The sequence below is a fragment of the Tessaracoccus zhenghani genome, from assembly GCF_054552775.1.
In genome coordinates, this window is record NZ_CM137275.1 from 987,126 (window position 1) to 1,004,490 (window position 17,365).

The window sequence follows — 17,365 nt, forward strand, 5'->3', positions numbered from 1 at the left end:
CTGCTAGGTTGGTCGGGTGCGTTTGGTCATTGCGAGGTGCCAGGTTGATTACGTGGGCAGGCTGACCGCCCACCTTCCCCTGGCCACCCGGCTCATCCTGGTCAAGGCTGACGGGTCGGTCTCGATCCACGCGGATGACCGCGCCTACAAGCCGCTCAACTGGATGAGCCCGCCGTGCACCATGCAGATCACGCAGCCGGATCCGGAGGCCTCCGAACGCCTCGGGATCACCGAAGTGTGGCAGGTGCGAGCCAAGGACGGCGACACCCTGCACATCTCCATCGCGGACGTCCTGCACGATTCGGCCCACGAACTCGGCATCGACCCCGGCCTGCAGAAGGACGGTGTGGAGGAGAATCTCCAGGCCCTCCTCGCTGAGCACCCCGGCACGCTGGGCGAAGGCCTCAAGCTGGTGCAGCGCGAATACCTCACCCCCATCGGCCCGGTGGACCTCCTCCTGCGGGAAGGCACCGGCTACGTCGCCGTCGAGGTGAAACGCCGAGGCGAGATCGACGGTGTGGAACAGCTCACCCGCTACCTCGAACTGATGAACCGCGACCCCCACTTATCCCCCGTGCGCGGCATCTTCGCCGCCCAGCAGATCAAGCCGCAGGCCCGGACGCTCGCCACCGACAGGGGTATCGAGTGCCGCCTGATCGACTACGACGCACTGCGGGGTCTCGACAACGTCGACGAGCGGCTCTTCTGATGGGCCGGCGCCCCTCCAAGCACCTGCGGGCGCCGCGCCCGCTGCTCTCCGGCGGCTCGCAGCGCAGGGTGAGGAAGGGGGGCGTCAGCTACATCGTGCGCGACGTCCCCGCACACCGGGCGGAGAAGGAGTACCGCTGTCCCGGCTGCCGGCAGACGGTCGCCTCCGGCACCGCGCATGTCGTCGCCTGGCCTGAGAACGGCGCCTACGGCATCGACACCGGCATCGAGGCCCGACGACATTGGCACACACACTGCTGGGGACAGGCATGACGAACCAACTGCACCACCTCACCATCGGCTCCGGGGAACACACCGCCGTGTTCCTGCACGGGCTCTTCGGCCAAGGCAAGAACTTCGGCTCCATCGCCACCGGGCTGACAGACGTCGCCACGAGCTACCTGGTGGATCTGCCCAACCACGGCCGCTCGCCGTGGACGGAGACGTTCTCGCTGGACAACCAGGCCGCCGAGGTCGCCGAATGGCTCCACCAGTCGTTCGACGAGCCCATCGCACTCATCGGCCACTCGCTGGGCGGCAAGATCGCCATGCGCGTCGCCCTCCAGGCGCCGGAACTGGTCGAGAAGCTGATGGTGGTGGACATCTCGCCCGCCCGCAACGTGGAGGCGGCCCAGTTCGTCAACCTGGTGGCGGCGCTGCGCTCACTCGACCTGGCAGAGGTGCACAGCCGCACCCAGGCCGAGGAGGCCCTCGAGGAACTCATCCCGGACCGGACGGTGCGCCGCTTCCTGCTGCAGAACCTCCACCACAAGGACCACGTGTGGTTCTGGCTGGCGAACCTGGACCTGCTGGCAGATTCACTCCACGCGGTGGGCGGCTGGCCCCACATCGAGGGCGAGTTCGACGGGCCGGTGTTGTGGGTGACCGGAGGCCGCTCCCCCTACTGTCTGCCTGAGCATGAGGCGCCCATGCAGGCGCTCTTCCCGCGGGTGCGTCAGGTGACGGTGAAGAACGCCGGGCATTGGGTGCACGCCGATGACCCGGAGACCTTCACCAGCATCACCCGGATGTTCCTGACCCAGAACTGAGGAGCGGCGGCACTTCCTGGCTGAGCACGAAGATGCCCATCACCAGCACGAAGATGCCGAAACCCTTGCGCAGCGCCTTTTCCGGAACCATCCGGGTCAGGCGGGCACCGAGGAGCGCGCCGACCATGGCCGTGGCGGTCACTCCCAGCACCAGCGGCCAGTCGATGCTCACCGTCGTCAGGTAGCCGGCCAGGCCCGCGAACGACTTCATCGAAATCACCAGCAGCGACGTGCCCACGGCCACGGACATGCGCAGCCCTCCGAGCAGCGCGAGCGCCGGAACGACGAGGAACCCACCGCCGGCGCCCACCAGACCGGTGACGGCGCCGACGACGAGCCCTTCGACCACGATCTTCGCCACGGGGAGATGGTCGCGCTCCTTCGTCGTCCCTGCTTTGCGGCCGCGGATCATGGCCACCGAGGTGGCGATCATCATCAACGCGAAGAGCAGCATCAGCACGAAGCCCGGGATGTGGCCCCCGGCCAGACCACCGGCGAACGCGCCGGCCATGCTGGCCGCGCCGAAGACCAGGCCGGTGCGCCACTGCACGTTACCGGTGCGCGCGTGCGCGAAGAGGCTCAGTGCGGAGGTGGCACCGACGATGAACAGCGAGGAGGCGATCGCCTCCTTGGGCCCCATGCCCGCGACGTAGGTCAACAGCGGCACGGTGAGGATGGACCCGCCGCCGCCGAGGAGGCCCAGTGAGAGCCCGACGGCGACGGCGAGGACCAGTACCAGGACTGTGGTGGCCACCTACTTGGCGGCTTCCTGGTAGTCGAGCCACCCCAGCCAACTACCGTCCAGTTCGGCCACGTCGTAGCCCTTCCGACGCAGGGCCGAGGCGGCCACGGAGTTGCGGACCCCGCTGCGGCAGTAGGAGACGATCCTGCCGTCGCGGGGCAGCTCGTCAAGATGCCACAGGACTCGACCGCCGCTCAGCTGGTACGAACCGTCGATGGCGCCCTCGGCGTGCTCGGTCTTGTTGCGGACGTCCAGCAGCATGTCGCGCTCGTAGGACGCGAGCTCGGCCGGCTGGATCACCATCGGGATGTACATGGGCAGCCCGTCGAGGCTCGTGGTGTAACCGCCGACCTGGTCGATCCCGACGCGCATGAGGTGCTGCCGGTAGGCGTTGGCCTCGTCGCGGTCCGACGCAAGGAGGACCAGGGACGCTGTGTCGGTCTCGGGATCGTAGGCCCAGGAGCCGTAGGTGGCGGACTTCTCCAGGCCGGGCACGTTCACGGAGCCCTTCACCGTCCCGCCATGGACCTCGTCGTGCGGACGTGTGTCGACGAGGATGACCTCGCCGTCGCCGATCTGCGCCGCCAGGGACACATTGTCCAGTTCGGGGAGTTCGGCGAGGGGGTGGCCCAGCACGGCCGGTCCGCTCCGGTTCTGACGCTTCATCCGCCCGAAGTAGGCGTGGGCGTCGGGCTGGCCGTCGAGGAGTTCATAGACGAAGCCCTGCTCGTCGTCGGAGGCCAGGAAGGGCGCCCACCAGGCGTAGGTGCGCTCGTAGCCCACCGTGGTGGACGGCAGCGCGCCGAGCGCCTTGCCGCAGGCGCTGCCCGCGCCGTGGGCCGGGTAGACCTGCACGTGGTCGGGGAGCTGGAGGAAGACGTTCTTGAGACTGGCGAAGAGCTGCCTGGCGCCACCGAAGCGGGTGTCGACTCCGCCGGCGGCCTCGTCGAGCAGGTCGGGGCGGCCGAGGTCGCCGGAGAAGACGAAGTCACCGGACAGCAGGTAGCCGGGGTCGCTGGCGAAGGCGCCGTCGGTGACGAGGAATGACAGGTGTTCGGGGGTGTGGCCCGGGGTGTGACGGGCCTCGATCGTGATGTTGCCGATGGTGATGGTGTCGCGGTCGTAGAGACGCTCACCCTCGAAGTCGTATTGCCAGTCCTCGCCGCCCTCACCTGAGACGTAGATCGTGGCGCCCGTGGCAGCGGCGAGTTCGCGGGTGCCGGACAGGTAGTCGGCGTGGATGTGGGTCTCGGTGACGGCCACGATCAACATGTCGTGGTGGGCGGCCAGCTTGAGGTACTCGTCGATGTCGCGTCGGGGGTCGACGACGACGGCGGTGTTCTCCGCCTGGCATCCGATCAGGTAGCTGGCCTGAGCGAGATCTTCGTCGTAGAAGCGATGCAGCAGCATGGTGATCTTCTCCTCGTGGGTCTGTGATGACACCACCATAACAGATACCCCCGGGGGTATCCACGAGACCGACGAAGACCGTTGTCAGGTCACTGAAGAGTGAATCAGCCGAGCGTGACGGCGGTGATCTTCGCCTCCGCGATAGGCGAGGTCTGGTCCCCCGCGTCCACGCCCTGGGCCGCGATGCCGCCCACCACATCGATGCCGGCCTGGTCCATGGCGCCGAAGACCGTGTAATCCGGCGCCAACTGCGAATCCGCATAGACCAGGAAGAACTGCGAACCGTTGGTGTCCGGGCCCGCATTGGCCATAGCGACGGTCCCCGTCGGGTAGGCCGCCTGACCCAGGTCCTTGATGGGCTCGAGTTCGTCGGCGTAGCTGTAGCCCGGCCCACCCATGCCCGTGGCCGACGGGTCCCCGCACTGCAGCACGAAGATGCCGTAGTCCGTGAGGCGGTGGCACACGGTGTCGTCGAAGTACCCCTGCTCCGCGAGCGAGACGAACGAGTTGACGGTGCACGGGGCCTTGGCCCGGTCCATCGTGATGGTGACGTCACCTGCCGTCAGCTCGAGCGTGGCGGTCACCTCGCCCTGCGTCGGCACCCCTGTGGTGGCTGGCGCGTCGACGGCCTTCGCGGGCTCCCCCGCGCTGGGGTACTCGCAGGTGGTGGTGTTCTCGCCCGAGACCGGACCTGTGTTGGTCTGGTTCGCGTCGGTACAGGCGGACAGGGACACGAGCGCGGCCGCGCTCAACATGGCAAGGGCTCGAATACGCACGGCTTCACTGTGGCATAGATTGGGACCATGGTCACACTCTCGAAGATCTATACCCGCACCGGCGACGCGGGCACCACCCGCCTGTCAGACAACTCCGAAGTCCGCAAGACCGATCTGCGCGTCGAGGCCTACGGGCACACCGACGAGGCGAACTCCGTCATCGGTGTGGCCGTCGCCCTCGGAGGGTTGCCGGATCGGGTGGTCGAGATGCTGGCCCTCGTCCGCAACGAGCTGTTCGACGTGGGCGCGGACATCTCCAACCCGCTGGACCCGGACCCCAAGTGGCCCCCGCTGCGCATCGAGCAGCCCTCGATCGACCGCCTCGAGGCGTACTGCGACGAGCTCCAAGAGGACCTGCCGGTCCTGCGCAGCTTCATCCTCCCCGGTGGGAGCCCCTCGGGCGCGCAGCTCCATGTGGCCCGCACGGTGGCCCGCCGCGCAGAGCGGGCGGCGTGGGCCTGCGCCGAGGAACACGGCCTGGACGTCGACGGCGGGGTGAACTCGCTGGCGATCAAGTACCTCAACCGCCTCTCGGATCTGCTGTTCATCATGAGCCGCGCCGCCAACGGCACGGAGCATGAAGTCCTCTGGGTACCGGGAACTGACCGCGAGAAGCCGGCGCGAGCCTGACTGCGCCCTTTTGGCGAGCCCCGGAAGATCAGGGGGGCGAATCCGCCGAGGTCGGCAGGTAGTTGGAGCCGGGCGGGGCTGACTCGAGCCAGCTCATCAGTGCCAGCACCTCATCGCGTGCCATGGAGAGCGACGACGTCGACCCGGTGAAACGGTCGCGCACCGTGACAATCATGGAGTCCTCGAACAGCGCGATGGCCTCCAGGCCCGCCGGCTGACGCTGGTGCACGTACGCCGTGGCGACGCGGGGGAAGACCCGTTTGGGGCGCAGGTTCAGCGAGAAGGCCCGGAACCATTCGAGGTTCTCGCCCCGGAATCTCGCCATGCCCAGCACCCAGCCGGAACCGGGGGTCTTCTCGTTGATCTGGTAGGCGCAGTCAAAAAGACCGCCCTGGCCAGTGAGCCAGCGGCGGCGGAGGTAAAGCAGCGCGAAAGGGAGCAGGACAAGAGCGATCACCATCAACGTTGTCCATACGATCTCCCACATCTGCCGGTCTCCTTTCCGCTGCGGGACTTCCCAAGTATGCACTCAGGGCAGCCCCCCGATGGAGGACCGCCCTGAGTGGTAGGTGCTTCTAGTTGCTGGCCGCTCGTTCGCCTGCGCGAATCTGGGCCTTGAGCATCTTGAGCCGGTGGATCTCGGCGTCGTCGGCCTGACCCTGCTGGGCCTTCAGGAGGAGCGGCGCGAGTTCCTTACGGGCCTCCTCCAGACTCACCTCGTGGCCGAGCGTGGCGAACTGCGCCAGCACCGACACGTGGCCGTGTGCCACCGAGATGAACCCGCCGTCGACCATCAGCGACTCGCTGGTGCCCTCTGCGGTCACGATCTCGACCATGGACGGCTCGAGGACCGCCAGCAGCGGTTCGTGACCGGGCAGGATGCCGATGTCGCCCTCGACCGTGCGCGCGATGATGTTGACGGCGTCGCCGGACCAGACCACGCGGTCTGCCGAGACGACCTCGACATGCAGCGGTGCGTGCTCCATGGACTCAGCTTTCCTTCTGCATGCGGTCCCAGTTGGCCATGACGTCATCCATGCCGCCGACGTTGAAGAACGCCTGCTCAGCGATGTGGTCGACGTCACCGTTGCAGATCATCTGGAACGACTCGATCGTGTCGGCCAGCGGCACCGAGGAGCCCGGGATGTTCGTGAACTTCTCGGCCATGTAGGTGTTCTGTGACAGGAACTGCTGGATGCGACGCGCACGGTTCACGATGATCTTGTCCTCTTCGGACAGCTCGTCGATACCGAGGATGGCGATGATGTCCTGCAGTTCCTTGTTGCGCTGCAGGATCTGCTTCACGCGCACCGCGGTGTCGTAGTGCTCCTGGCCGATGTACTGCGGGTCAAGGATGCGCGACGACGAGCTGAGCGGGTCCACGGCCGGGTACAGACCACGCGAGGCGATCTCACGGGAGAGTTCCGTGGTGGCGTCCAGGTGGGCGAACGTGGTGGCCGGGGCGGGGTCGGTGTAGTCATCGGCAGGCACGTAGATGGCCTGCATCGACGTGATGGAGTGACCCTTCGTCGAGGTGATGCGCTCCTGGAGCTGCCCCATCTCGTCGGCGAGGTTCGGCTGGTAACCCACCGCGGAGGGCATGCGCCCCAGCAGCGTGGAGACCTCAGAACCGGCCTGGGTGAAGCGGAAGATGTTGTCGATGAACAACAGCACGTCCTGGTTCTGCACATCGCGGAAGTACTCCGCCATGGTCAGAGCCGACAGGGCGACGCGCAGGCGGGTGCCCGGCGGCTCGTCCATCTGGCCGAAGACAAGCGCGGTGTCCTTGAGGACGCCCGCCTCTTCCATTTCATTGATCAGGTCGTTGCCCTCACGGGTGCGCTCCCCCACACCGGCGAACACCGAGGTGCCACCGAAGTTGTGGGCGATGCGGTAGATCATCTCCTGGATGAGGACCGTCTTGCCGACGCCCGCACCACCGAAGAGGCCGATCTTGCCGCCCTTCACGTACGGGGTGAGGAGGTCGAGGACCTTGATGCCCGTCTCGAGCATCTCGGTGCGGGACTCCAGCGCGTCGAACGCGGGGGCCGCGCGGTGGATGGGCCAGCGCTCGGTGATCTCGATCGACGCGGGGTCGACGTTGAGCACGTCACCGGTCACGTTCCAGACGTGGCCCTTGGTCACGTCGCCCACGGGCACCGTGATGGCGTCGCCGGTGTCGGTGACCTCGGCCCCACGGCGCATGCCATCGGTGGGCTTCAGTGCGATGGCGCGCACCACGTTGTCGCCGACGTGGAGGGCAGTTTCCATGGTCATGGTGCGCTTCTCGCCCATGACCTCGGTCTCAACGGTCAGCGCATTGCCGATGGGCGGGATCTGGTCAGCCGCGAACTCGACGTCCACGACGGGGCCGATGACGCGGGTAACGCGGCCGACACCACCGGTGGTGGCCGGCTGCGGGTCGCTCACAGTGGCAGTCATTTGTTACCTCATTCGTTTCCGGCTGATTCCGCCAGCGCCGAAGCGCCGCCGACGATCTCAGTGATTTCCTGTGTGATGCCCGCCTGGCGAGCCTGGTTCTCGGCGCGCGTCAGCTTCTCGATGAGCTCCTGCGCATTGTCGGTGGCCGACTTCATGGCGCGCTGCCGGTTGGCCAGCTCGGATGCTGCCGACTGGAGAAGCGCCGTGTGGACACGGTTGGCGACGAACAGCGGCAGGAGCCTGTCGAGCACTGTGCGAGCATCGGGCTCGAACTCGTAGAACGGGTGGGTCTCCTCCGCGCTGTCGACGTAGCCGCTCGGGGCGTCCTCGACGACCAACGGAAGCAGTCGAACCGCAACGGCCGTCTGCGTCATCATCGAGACGAAACGCGTGCCGACGATGTGCAACTGGTCGACGCCGCCCTCTTCGTAGGGGCGCAGGAAACGCTCGATGAGGACATCGGCGATCTCCTTGGCGTTGGCGTACGTGGGACGATCCGAGAAACCGGTCCACGACTGCTCGATCTGACGGTTGCGGAAATCGAAGTACGCCACACCCTTGTTGCCGGTGATGTACTGGACGTTCTCCTGGCCCTCCTGGATGATCTTCGCGTGCAACTGCTCGGCCGCCTTGATGGCATTGGTCGAGTAGGCGCCTGCGAGACCACGGTCAGAGGTGATCAGCAGCATCGCGGAACGACGAGGCTTCTCCACATCGCGCAGCAGCGGGTGATCGAGATCCTCCACGCTTGCCAGGGCCGAGACGGCCTGGGTCAGTTCGCGGGTGTACGGGGCCGCGGCTCTCGCCGCCTGCTGCGCCTTGACGACGCGGGAGGCGGCGATGAGCTCCATGGCTCGGGTGATCTTCTTGGTCGTCGATACTGATCGACGACGCTGGCGAAGCTCACGCAGACTGGATGCCATGCTCTATCAGCCCCGCTTCTGGCGCACGATCGTCGTCTGGGCGATGTCCTCGTCCTCGAGCGGCTTGTGCTCCTCGCGGCCGACGAGCAGCTTGCCCTCGGACGTGCGGAAGAGCTTCTTGAACTCGCCGATCGCCTGGACGGTGGCTGCCTTGCGGTCGTCGCCGAACTGGAAGTCGCCGGCGATGTCGGTCAGCACCGACGAGTTGTGGCGCAGGTAGTCGAGCAGCTCCTGCTCGAACCGCAGCACATCATCGACCGGTACGTCATCGAAGTGACCCTCGATGCCGGACCACACGGAGATGATCTGGTCCTCCACCGGGTACGGCGCGTACTGGCCCTGGCGCAGCAGCTCTGTGAGGCGGGCGCCCCGGTCGAGCTGGCGGCGGGTGGTCGCGTCGAGGTCCGAGGCGAACATGGCGAACGCCTGCATGTCGCGGTACTGGGCCAGGCTCAGCTTCAGCGAGCCGGACACCTGCTTCATGGCCTTCACCTGTGCGGCTCCGCCGACTCGCGACACGGACACGCCGACGTCGACCGCCGGGCGCTGGTTGGCGTTGAAGAGGTCCGACTGGAGGAAGATCTGGCCGTCGGTGATGGAGATCACGTTGGTCGGGATGTAGGCCGACACGTCGTTGGCCTTCGTCTCGATGATCGGCAGACCGGTCATCGAGCCGCCACCGAGCTCATTCGACAGCTTCGCGCAACGCTCCAGCAGACGGGAGTGGAGGTAGAAGACGTCACCGGGGTACGCCTCGCGGCCCGGGGGACGACGCAGCAGCAGCGACATCGCACGGTAGGCCTCGGCCTGCTTGGTGAGGTCGTCGAACACGATCAGGACGTGGGCGCCCTGGTACATCCAGTGCTGGCCGATGGCCGAACCGGCGTAGGGGGCGATGTACTTGTAGCCTGCGGGATCCGACGCGGGCGCGTGGACGATGGTGGTGTACTCCATCGCGCCGGCGGCCTCGAGCGTGCCCCTGACCTCGGCGATCGTCGAGCCCTTCTGGCCGATGGCGACGTAGATGCAGCGGACCTGCTTCTTCTTGTCACCGGATTCCCAGTTGGCCTTCTGGTTGATGATCGTGTCGATCGCGATGGCGGTCTTGCCCGTCTTGCGGTCGCCGATGATCAGCTGACGCTGGCCACGGCCGATCGGGATCATCGCGTCGATCGACTTCAGACCGGTCTGCAGCGGCTCGCGCACCTCCTGACGGTCCATGACGCCTGCGGCCTGCAGTTCGAGAGCGCGGCGTCCCTCGAGGCCGCTGATCTCGCCGAGACCGTCGATGGGGTTGCCCATGGCGTCCACGACGCGGCCCAGGTAGCCGTCGCCGACCGGGACCGAGAGGACGTCGCCTGTGCCGTGCACGGTCGAGCCTTCGTTGATGCCTTCGGAATCGCCCAGGACGACGACGCCGATCTCACGCTCGTCCAGGTTGAGGGCGATGCCGAGGGTGCCGTTCTCGAAGCGCAGCAGTTCGTTGGCCATGGCCGAGGGCAGGCCCTCGACGCGGGCGATGCCGTCGCCCGAGGAGACGACAGTGCCGACCTCGGTGCGGCCGGCGGCCTTGGGCTCGTACGCCTGCACGAAATCGTCCAGGGCGTTGCGGATCTCGTCCGGACTGATGGTGAGTTCAGCCATGTCGTCCTACTCTTTCTTAGGATTCAGAAGGTGGTGAGCTGCCTGCGGGCATCTTCGAGCCGTGCAGCAACGGTTGATTCGATTACGTCATCGCCGATGACCACGCTCATGCCGCCGAGCACAGCGGGGTCCACCTCGATCTGCAGGTTGACGGTACCGCCGACCTGCTTCTCCAGTGCGGACTTCAGGCGGGCGACACGTTGGGGGTCGAGCGGCCGTGCGACCGTGACCAAGGCCATCTCTTCGCCTGCGATCTCGGCACCCATCTCCACGTACGACTTCGCCGTGAGGGCGAAGGTGCGCTGGCGGGCCTTCGCCGCGCGCGATGCGAGCATCGCGGTTGCGGGGTGAACCTTGCCCGAGACGAGCCGGCTGATGAGGTCGCGTTTGCCTTCCAGCGGATACTGCGCGTTGCGCAGGGCTCCTGCCAGTTCGCGGTTCGCGTCCACGGTCACGGCCAGCTGGTAGAGATCACCCGTGACGTCGTCGATGCGACCCTCGCGGTGCGCGCTGCGCAGCACCAGGCGGATGCCCTGCCGCTCCAGAGCGCGGACCAGCCTGTTGCCGCTGTTCCACGAGTGCTTGACGATGGCCACGACGACGTCGAGCGCCGCCTGCGAGATCTTCCCGCCGAGCAACCGCTCGGCGAGCTGTGCACGGTTGGCCTCGGAGGCCGAAGGATCCGAAAGGCTTCGACGCAGCGTCGGCTGACCGTCGAGCAGATCGACGACGGCGAACAACTCTTCCGCGGTACCGGCATCAGTGCTGATGCCGGCCACCTCGGAGTCGAGCGCAGCGTAGGCAACGTCGCGGGCCGTCATCGATCCGATCCTGCCGTCTCGAGCTCGGCCAGGAAACGATCAATGGTGCGCATGGCACGCTCGTCGTCCGTGAGGGACTCACCGACGATCTTGCCGGCGAGAACGGTGGCCAGGCCGCCGACCTCACCGCGAAGATCCTGAACCAGCTGCGAACGCTCCGCCTCGAGCTGCGCACGGCCCGACTGCAGAATCCGCTGGGATTCCTTGCCTGCCTTGTCGCGAGCCTCGGCGAGGATCGTGGCGGACTGGTTCTTCGCATCCTCACGGATACGGGCGGCTTCCTCACGAGCAGCATTGAGCTGGTCGTTGTACTCAGCGAGCGCAGCTTCGGCCTTCGCCTCTGCGGCTGCAGCGCGTTGCATGCCACCTTCGATCTTGTTCGAGCGCTCTTCGTACATCTTCTCGAATGCCGGAACGACGACCTTCCACATGATGAGGAAGATGATCAGCATCAGGCCGATGCCCGCGAACACCTCCGACCAGTGGTGGGGTGCAAGGGGCCCAAGGATGTCTTGCGCCCCTTCCAAGGGGACCACAGGATGCCTCAGAGAACGAACGCGAGAGCGATGGCGATGATGGCGAGAGCCTCAACAACGGCGAAGCCGATGAAGGCGGTGCTCATCATGGCGCCACGGGCCTCGGGCTGACGGGCGGTGCCGTTGATGACCGACGCGAAGATCCAGGCAACGCCGAGGGCGGGGGCGATCGTGGCGATCGCGTAACCGATCATGTTCAGGTTGCCGGTGATTTCGAGGAGGGACATGTGTTTCCTTTCGGATGACTACCCAGGCGGTCGACCTGGGGAGGATTATCGGTGCTTTAGTGCGCCTCGGCGATCGAGGTCGACACGTACTGGGCGGTGAGGACGGTGAAGATGTAGGCCTGCAGGGCGCCGATGAACAGCTCCAGCAGCATGATGATGAGGCTGAAGAGGATCGAGACGCCGCCGGAGATGTTGTAGAACAGGTTGTCCTGCTGCGTGAGGAGCCAGCCGCCACCGACCACGAACACCATGACCACGAGGTGACCGGCGAACAGGTTGGCGAAGAGACGCAGGGCCAGCGTGATGGGGCGCGTGATGAACGTGGCCAGGAACTCCAGCGGGATGACCAGCGGCAGCAGGTACACGGGCACGCCGTCGGGGACGAGCGCCCTCTTGAGGAAGCCGCCGAAGCCCCACTTGGCGAAGCCTGCGCCGACGTAGACCAACCAGGAGAGGATGGCCAGGCCGTAGGCGTAGCCGACGTTGGAGAACGCCGGGTACATGAAGTAGAAGAACTGGCCGAACCAGTTGTTCACCAGCAGGAACGTGAAGAGGCCGAGGAGATACGGCAGGAACTTGCGGAAGTCGGAATGGAGGATGTCGCGCGCGATGCCGTTGCGGACGAACTCGTAGAGGTACTCCGCGAAGAACTGACCCTTGGTGGGCCGCACCTTCAGCTTGCGGGACGCAATCACCCACAGGGTGATGACCAGGAGGGCGCCGATGACCGCCTGGATGAGGGGCTTGTTGACCCAGTCGGGGAGGACGCCCGGCATGATGGATCCCCAGAGGAAGTCCTCGGTGCCAGGTGGCTCGTAGTCGCCGCCGGTCTCCAGCGGAAGAAGGCCCAGAGTCACGTACCACTCCCATATCGTTTGATGATCAGATACAAGCTACTGACAAGTCCTACGATGAGTCCGAGTGGCAGTAACCATGTTGTCTCGAGGAAATGATCACCGACCCACCCGAGGCCCCCGTAGAAGATCAACCCTGCGAGGATGTAGGCGAGAACGGCCATGCCGTCCTCATGCCCGGTGGGGCCAGAACGCTCTGACCCGTCGCCTGGCGTAGGTGAAGTGCCCATAACGTGGTTGAGCCTAGCGGAAAGAGCAGGTTGTTACACATCGGCGACGTCCTGTCCCAAAAACCTCTGCGGTCAGCCAGAGGACGGCGGCTCGTACTCGTGGTCGTAGACCGGCACCCGCTGGCGGGAGGCCACGAACACGACGCCGAACACCCAGGCCAGCACCGTGCCCGCCACGCTCAGGAGCAGCCATCCCTTGGAGACGTGCGGCGCGACGGTGGGCAGGCTCAGCAGCGCCCACAGCCCGGCCGCGATGCCCACCACCCGGACGCCGTAACTCACCAGGACCAGGCTGAGCCCCTGGAAGGGTTCGAGTTCGGAGGCGACCACCTCGAGCGCCTGCCCGATCGAGTAGAAGATGACGACGGCGGCGAAACCCAGGGCGGCCGTCAGGGCGGCGCTCGGGCCGTCGATGGCCAGGGCCAGGCCGAGGATGGTGAGGCCCACGACGTGACCGGCGATGACACCGCCGATCATCATTTCCCTGGCCCGCTGGGTGGCTCCCGTCACCTTGCGGCGCGCTTCAGTCATCGACGCTCTTCCTGTCGACGACCTCGGCCTCGCGGCCGCCGATGAAGCTCGGCGCGGTGCGCACTGGCCAGAGCGTGAGCACGAGCACGGTCACCAGGCTGCCCGCCACCAGCCACACCGCGGTGGAGCGGTTGGTGAGGGCGATCAGCACCAGCCCCACCGAGACGACGGCGGACCAGCCGTACATGAGGAGCACGGCCCCCCAGTGGGAGTGTCCCCGGGCCAGCAGGCGGTGATGCAGGTGCTGCTTGTCCGCCTGGAACGGGTGCTGGCCGTTCCAGGCCCGCCGCACCCAGGCGAGCATCAGGTCGAGGAGCGGCAGCGCCAGCGCCGCCACCGGCAGCAGGATGGGCAGGATGGCGGGCAGCACGTCGCTGCCCTGCGCCAGCGCGCTGGGGTCGAGCTGGCCCGTGAAGGAGATGGCGCTCATGGCCATCAGCAGGCCGAGCAGCATCGCGCCGGAGTCGCCCATGAACATCTTCGCGGGGTGCCAGTTGTGGAACAGGAACCCCACGGCGATGCCGCAGGTGGCCACCGTGATGAGGCTCGCCGTCGTGGCGCGGGCGAGTTCCTGTTCGTAGGCCAGCACGTAGGTGTAGCTGAAGAAGGCGCCGGACCCGATGGCCACCACGCCGGCCGCCAGGCCGTCGAGGCCGTCGACGAAGTTCACGGCGTTGACACAGATGGCGATGATCAGGACGGTCACCATGATGCTGGTGGTGTCGTCGAGCCCGACGATCCGGTTCGGCAGCGGGATCCAGTAGATGCGCACGCCCTGCATGACGGCGACGCCGGCGGCCAGCACCTGGCCGCCCAGCTTCACCAACGCCGGCATGTCGTACTTGTCGTCGAGCACGCCGACGATGCAGATGACCAGGCCCGCCCACAGCACGGCGGAGGCATCGTGCTCCACGGTGGTGTACCGGCCGAGGAACGGCATCTGGACGGCGAGCAGCATGGCGATGACCAGGCCACCGAACATCGCCATGCCGCCGAAGTACGGGATGGGATGGGTGTGGACGTCCCGGTTGCGGACCGTGGCGAGGGCTCCCGTGCGCACCGCGATGGTCCGGGCCAACCCCGACAGGAGGTAGGTGGCACCGGCTGCGACGAACAGCACCAGGAGGTATTCGCGCACTAGTGACCCGGTTCCTCGGGTCCACCCTCGGCCGAGACGTCGGACTGCGGCTCGGGCTCCGGCGCAGACTCGGGTTCGAGTTCGGGCTCCGGATCAGGTTCCGGTTCCGGTTCGGTCGGTAGGCCGACGACCTGGGGTGCGAACTCGTGCAGCTGCGCCAGGCTCAGCGCGCCTTCCCTGAGGACACGACCCTCCGGCGAGGAGGCGAAGTCGACGATGGTGGACGCCACTCCCCCGGCGGCGGGCCCCGCGTCGAGGTAGACGGCGACGCGGTCGCCCAGCTGGTCGACCGCCTCCTGGGTCGTCACCGCGGCGGGCCGGCCGTGGACGTTGGCGGAGCTCACAGCGAGCGGGCCGGTGTGGCGCAGCAGGGCGCGCGCGCCCTCATGGTCCGGGACCCGCACGGCGACCGTGCCGCCGGTGTCCCCCAGTTGCATGCCGGAGCGGGGCTGGGCGCGCAGGATCAGGGTGAGTGCACCGGGCCAGAAGGCCTTCGCCAGGGCAGCCGCACCCTCGGGCACCTCGTCGGCGACCGCGCGCAGCATGGACGGCTCCGCCACCAGCACGGGCGGGGGCATGTCGCGGCCGCGCTCCTTGGCGTTGAGCAGCCGCTGCACGGCGTCCGCGTCGAAGGCGTCTGCCCCGATGCCGTAGACGGTGTCTGTGGGCAGCACGATGCACTGGCCCTCGCGGACGGCTGCGGCGGCCTCGCGGAGGCCGGTGTCGCCGTCGGCGTCGGCGTCGAGGTTGAAGACGCGTGGGGATTGAGTCACAGCCCAATCCTGCCATCATCCGCCGGTGCGGCGGCAGTGACGAACCGTGGGCGGCCCGTCAGATCGTTGCGTGGGGTCACGTCGGCGAAACCGGCCTCCTCGAAGAGGCGCACGACGGCGGGCGCATGGGAGTCGTCGTGTTCCGTGGCGAGGAGCCCGCCGGGACGCAGCAGCCGCGCGGCGACCTGAGCGACGACCCGCAGTGCGTCGAGGCCGTCCCGGCCAGAGAACAGCGCCATCTCGGGGTCCTGCAACACGTCGGCGGGCAGCAGTTGCCTGTGCGGCTCCGGGATGTACGGGGGGTTGACGATCACGAGGTCAACGGTGCCGTCGAGTTCGTGGAAAGCCTCCGCCATGTCGCCGAGCACGACGTCGACGGCCAGCCCGTCCAGGTTGCGCACGAGATACGCGTGCGCGTCGGGCGAGAGTTCGACGGCGTGGAGCTCCACCTGGCCCAGTTCGTGCCCGATGGCCGCTGTGATGGCACCCGAGCCGGCGCACAGCTCCACGACACGGCGCCGACCGACGGGCCGCGCGGCCAGTCGATGCAGGGCCCAGGTGACCATCTCCTCGGTCTCCGGACGCGGGACGAACACGCCGGGGCCGACCTCGAGGGTCTCGTACCGGAAGTGGGCCACTCCGGTCAGGTGCTGCAGCGGCGCACCCCCGGCGCGGAGGTCGACGAGCTGGTCGACGACGGCGCGCTGCCCGGGCGAGACTGTCGCCACCAGCAACTGTGCCGGCTCGATGCCGAGCACATGCGCCACCAGGGTGCGCGCCTCCGGGCCGGGGCTGGGCGAGCCGGAGCGGCTCAGGCGTTCGGCGACCTCGTGGGCGACTTCGCTGGCCCTCACCCGCCCACTCCGGCGAGGCGCTCGGCGAGATCCTGCTCGGCCAGCGCGTCGAGTAGCGGGGTGAGCGCCCCCTCGAGCACGGCGTCGAGGTTGTGGGCCTTGAAGCCGATCCGGTGGTCAGTGATCCGATTCTCCGGGAAGTTGTAGGTGCGGATGCGCTCCGAACGGTCCACGGTGCGCACCTGCGACTTGCGGGCGTCGGAGGCCGCCGCAGCGGCCTCCGCCTCCGCGCGTTGGGTGAGACGGGCACGCAGCATCCGCATGGCAGATTCGCGGTTCTGCAGCTGGGAGCGCTCGTTCTGGCAGCTCACCACCACGCCCGTCGGGAGGTGCGTGATGCGCACGGCGGAGTCTGTGGTGTTGACGCCCTGGCCGCCGGGGCCGGATGAGCGGTACACGTCGATGCGGAGGTCGTCGTCGTTGATCTCCACCTCATCGGCCTCCACGTCCGGCATCACCAGGACGCCTGCGGCCGAGGTGTGGATGCGCCCCTGCGATTCCGTGACCGGCACCCGCTGGACGCGGTGCACGCCACCCTCGAACTTGAGCCGGCCGTAGGGCCCGAACCCCAGGCTGCTGCCGCCCTTGACCGCGACGGTGACCGACTTGTACCCGCCCCGGTCTGTGTCCTGCGCATCGAGGATCTCGATCTTCCAACCGAGGTCTTCGGCGTAGCGGGTGTACATGCGCAACAGGTCGCCCGCGAACAGGGCGGACTCGTCACCGCCTTCGCCGGATTTGATCTCGACGAGGGCGTCGGTGTCGTCGTTGGGGTCGCGCGGGGCGAGCAGCCGGGTGAGCTTGGCCGTGGCCGTCTCGATCTCGGCGTCCAGTTCCGCGACCTCGTCTGCGAACGCCGGATCGTCGGCCGCCAACTCAGCAGCCGCCCCGCGGTCACCGGTCAGCCGGCGGTACTCCTCGATGCCCTCGACGACGGGACGCAGCGCGGCGTAGCGGCGCCCGACCCTGCGGGAGCGGGCCATGTCGGAGTGCAGTTCGGGGTCTGATAGCTGCTTCTCCAGATCGCGGAACTCGTCGATCAGAGGCTGTGCGTTGTCGAACATGGCTGGCTCCTGG

General features: G+C 67.3%; 21 protein-coding genes. 4 read left to right on the top strand and 17 right to left on the bottom strand.

Features of this window, described 5'->3' with window-relative positions; all coding sequences use genetic code 11:
* The first annotated feature begins 16 nt into the window (after nucleotides 1–16).
* The 3 genes from nucS to ACX1DX_RS04770 are packed head-to-tail and all read left to right on the top strand — an operon-like array spanning nucleotide 17 to nucleotide 1,757.
* Nucleotides 17–709, top strand: a complete 693-nt coding sequence (gene nucS / locus ACX1DX_RS04760; protein WP_459397803.1) for an endonuclease NucS — start codon at nucleotides 17–19, stop codon at nucleotides 707–709.
* Nucleotides 709–981, top strand: a complete 273-nt coding sequence (locus tag ACX1DX_RS04765; RefSeq protein ID WP_459397804.1) for an Rv1322 family protein — start codon at nucleotides 709–711, stop codon at nucleotides 979–981. The genes nucS and ACX1DX_RS04765 overlap by 1 nt, the downstream gene beginning before the upstream one ends.
* The gene (locus tag ACX1DX_RS04770) at nucleotides 978–1,757 is read left to right on the top strand and encodes an alpha/beta fold hydrolase (RefSeq protein WP_459397805.1); all 780 of its coding nucleotides are present in this window, start codon (nucleotides 978–980) and stop codon (nucleotides 1,755–1,757) included. Before ACX1DX_RS04765 ends, ACX1DX_RS04770 begins: the two co-directional genes overlap by 4 nt.
* On the opposite strand, the gene ACX1DX_RS04775 is transcribed toward ACX1DX_RS04770, so the two are convergent.
* From ACX1DX_RS04775 to ACX1DX_RS04785, 3 genes are all read right to left on the bottom strand, one after another.
* Nucleotides 1,729–2,511, bottom strand: coding sequence for a sulfite exporter TauE/SafE family protein (locus ACX1DX_RS04775; RefSeq protein WP_459397806.1), 783 nt, complete (start codon nucleotides 2,509–2,511; stop codon nucleotides 1,729–1,731). The genes ACX1DX_RS04770 and ACX1DX_RS04775 overlap by 29 nt on opposite strands.
* On the bottom strand, nucleotides 2,512–3,942 hold the full coding sequence (locus ACX1DX_RS04780) for an MBL fold metallo-hydrolase (RefSeq protein ID WP_459397807.1): 1,431 nt from the start codon (nucleotides 3,940–3,942) through the stop codon (nucleotides 2,512–2,514).
* 71 nt (nucleotides 3,943–4,013) lie between these two features.
* Nucleotides 4,014–4,685 carry a peptidylprolyl isomerase gene (locus tag ACX1DX_RS04785; RefSeq protein WP_233120662.1) on the bottom strand — a complete coding sequence of 224 codons (672 nt, stop codon included), beginning with the start codon at nucleotides 4,683–4,685 and terminating at the stop codon, nucleotides 4,014–4,016.
* Between the two features lie 27 nt (nucleotides 4,686–4,712).
* Between ACX1DX_RS04785 and ACX1DX_RS04790 the strand changes: the two genes are divergently transcribed.
* Entirely contained in the window at nucleotides 4,713–5,315 is a 603-nt protein-coding gene (locus ACX1DX_RS04790) for a cob(I)yrinic acid a,c-diamide adenosyltransferase (RefSeq protein WP_182763516.1), read from the top strand.
* Between the two features lie 28 nt (nucleotides 5,316–5,343).
* On the opposite strand, the gene ACX1DX_RS04795 is transcribed toward ACX1DX_RS04790, so the two are convergent.
* From ACX1DX_RS04795 to prfA, 14 genes are all read right to left on the bottom strand, one after another.
* Entirely contained in the window at nucleotides 5,344–5,802 is a 459-nt protein-coding gene (locus tag ACX1DX_RS04795) for a DUF2550 domain-containing protein (RefSeq protein ID WP_459397808.1), read from the bottom strand.
* Nucleotides 5,803–5,890: 88 nt separating this feature from the next.
* A complete protein-coding gene (locus ACX1DX_RS04800; RefSeq protein WP_459397809.1) occupies nucleotides 5,891–6,301 on the bottom strand; it encodes a F0F1 ATP synthase subunit epsilon in 411 nt (136 codons plus the stop codon).
* Between the two features lie 4 nt (nucleotides 6,302–6,305).
* Nucleotides 6,306–7,757 (bottom strand): F0F1 ATP synthase subunit beta, encoded by a 1,452-nt coding sequence (gene atpD / locus ACX1DX_RS04805; RefSeq protein WP_076058525.1) that lies wholly within the window; start codon nucleotides 7,755–7,757, stop codon nucleotides 6,306–6,308.
* 8 nt (nucleotides 7,758–7,765) lie between these two features.
* On the bottom strand, nucleotides 7,766–8,680 hold the full coding sequence (locus ACX1DX_RS04810) for a F0F1 ATP synthase subunit gamma (RefSeq protein ID WP_459397810.1): 915 nt from the start codon (nucleotides 8,678–8,680) through the stop codon (nucleotides 7,766–7,768).
* Between the two features lie 6 nt (nucleotides 8,681–8,686).
* On the bottom strand, nucleotides 8,687–10,324 hold the full coding sequence (atpA, locus tag ACX1DX_RS04815; RefSeq protein WP_459397811.1) for a F0F1 ATP synthase subunit alpha: 1,638 nt from the start codon (nucleotides 10,322–10,324) through the stop codon (nucleotides 8,687–8,689).
* 23 nt (nucleotides 10,325–10,347) lie between these two features.
* On the bottom strand, nucleotides 10,348–11,145 hold the full coding sequence (locus ACX1DX_RS04820) for a F0F1 ATP synthase subunit delta (RefSeq protein WP_459397812.1): 798 nt from the start codon (nucleotides 11,143–11,145) through the stop codon (nucleotides 10,348–10,350).
* Nucleotides 11,142–11,672: a F0F1 ATP synthase subunit B gene (locus ACX1DX_RS04825; protein WP_076059433.1), complete on the bottom strand. Its 531-nt coding sequence runs from the start codon at nucleotides 11,670–11,672 to the stop codon at nucleotides 11,142–11,144. The genes ACX1DX_RS04820 and ACX1DX_RS04825 overlap by 4 nt, the downstream gene beginning before the upstream one ends.
* A 17-nt stretch (nucleotides 11,673–11,689) precedes the next feature.
* Entirely contained in the window at nucleotides 11,690–11,908 is a 219-nt protein-coding gene (atpE, locus tag ACX1DX_RS04830; protein ID WP_076058514.1) for an ATP synthase F0 subunit C, read from the bottom strand.
* A 56-nt stretch (nucleotides 11,909–11,964) separates the two neighbouring features.
* A complete protein-coding gene (gene atpB / locus ACX1DX_RS04835; protein WP_233120660.1) occupies nucleotides 11,965–12,765 on the bottom strand; it encodes a F0F1 ATP synthase subunit A in 801 nt (266 codons plus the stop codon).
* 299 nt (nucleotides 12,766–13,064) lie between these two features.
* Nucleotides 13,065–13,523: a hypothetical protein gene (locus tag ACX1DX_RS04840; RefSeq protein ID WP_459397813.1), complete on the bottom strand. Its 459-nt coding sequence runs from the start codon at nucleotides 13,521–13,523 to the stop codon at nucleotides 13,065–13,067.
* Nucleotides 13,516–14,661: an MraY family glycosyltransferase gene (locus ACX1DX_RS04845; RefSeq protein WP_459397814.1), complete on the bottom strand. Its 1,146-nt coding sequence runs from the start codon at nucleotides 14,659–14,661 to the stop codon at nucleotides 13,516–13,518. The genes ACX1DX_RS04840 and ACX1DX_RS04845 overlap by 8 nt, the downstream gene beginning before the upstream one ends.
* Nucleotides 14,661–15,434: an L-threonylcarbamoyladenylate synthase gene (locus tag ACX1DX_RS04850; protein WP_459397815.1), complete on the bottom strand. Its 774-nt coding sequence runs from the start codon at nucleotides 15,432–15,434 to the stop codon at nucleotides 14,661–14,663. Before ACX1DX_RS04850 ends, ACX1DX_RS04845 begins: the two co-directional genes overlap by 1 nt.
* Nucleotides 15,431–16,288 carry a peptide chain release factor N(5)-glutamine methyltransferase gene (gene prmC / locus ACX1DX_RS04855; protein ID WP_459397816.1) on the bottom strand — a complete coding sequence of 286 codons (858 nt, stop codon included), beginning with the start codon at nucleotides 16,286–16,288 and terminating at the stop codon, nucleotides 15,431–15,433. Before prmC ends, ACX1DX_RS04850 begins: the two co-directional genes overlap by 4 nt.
* Entirely contained in the window at nucleotides 16,285–17,352 is a 1,068-nt protein-coding gene (gene prfA, locus ACX1DX_RS04860; protein WP_459397817.1) for a peptide chain release factor 1, read from the bottom strand. Before prfA ends, prmC begins: the two co-directional genes overlap by 4 nt.
* Nucleotides 17,353–17,365: the final 13 nt, after the last annotated feature.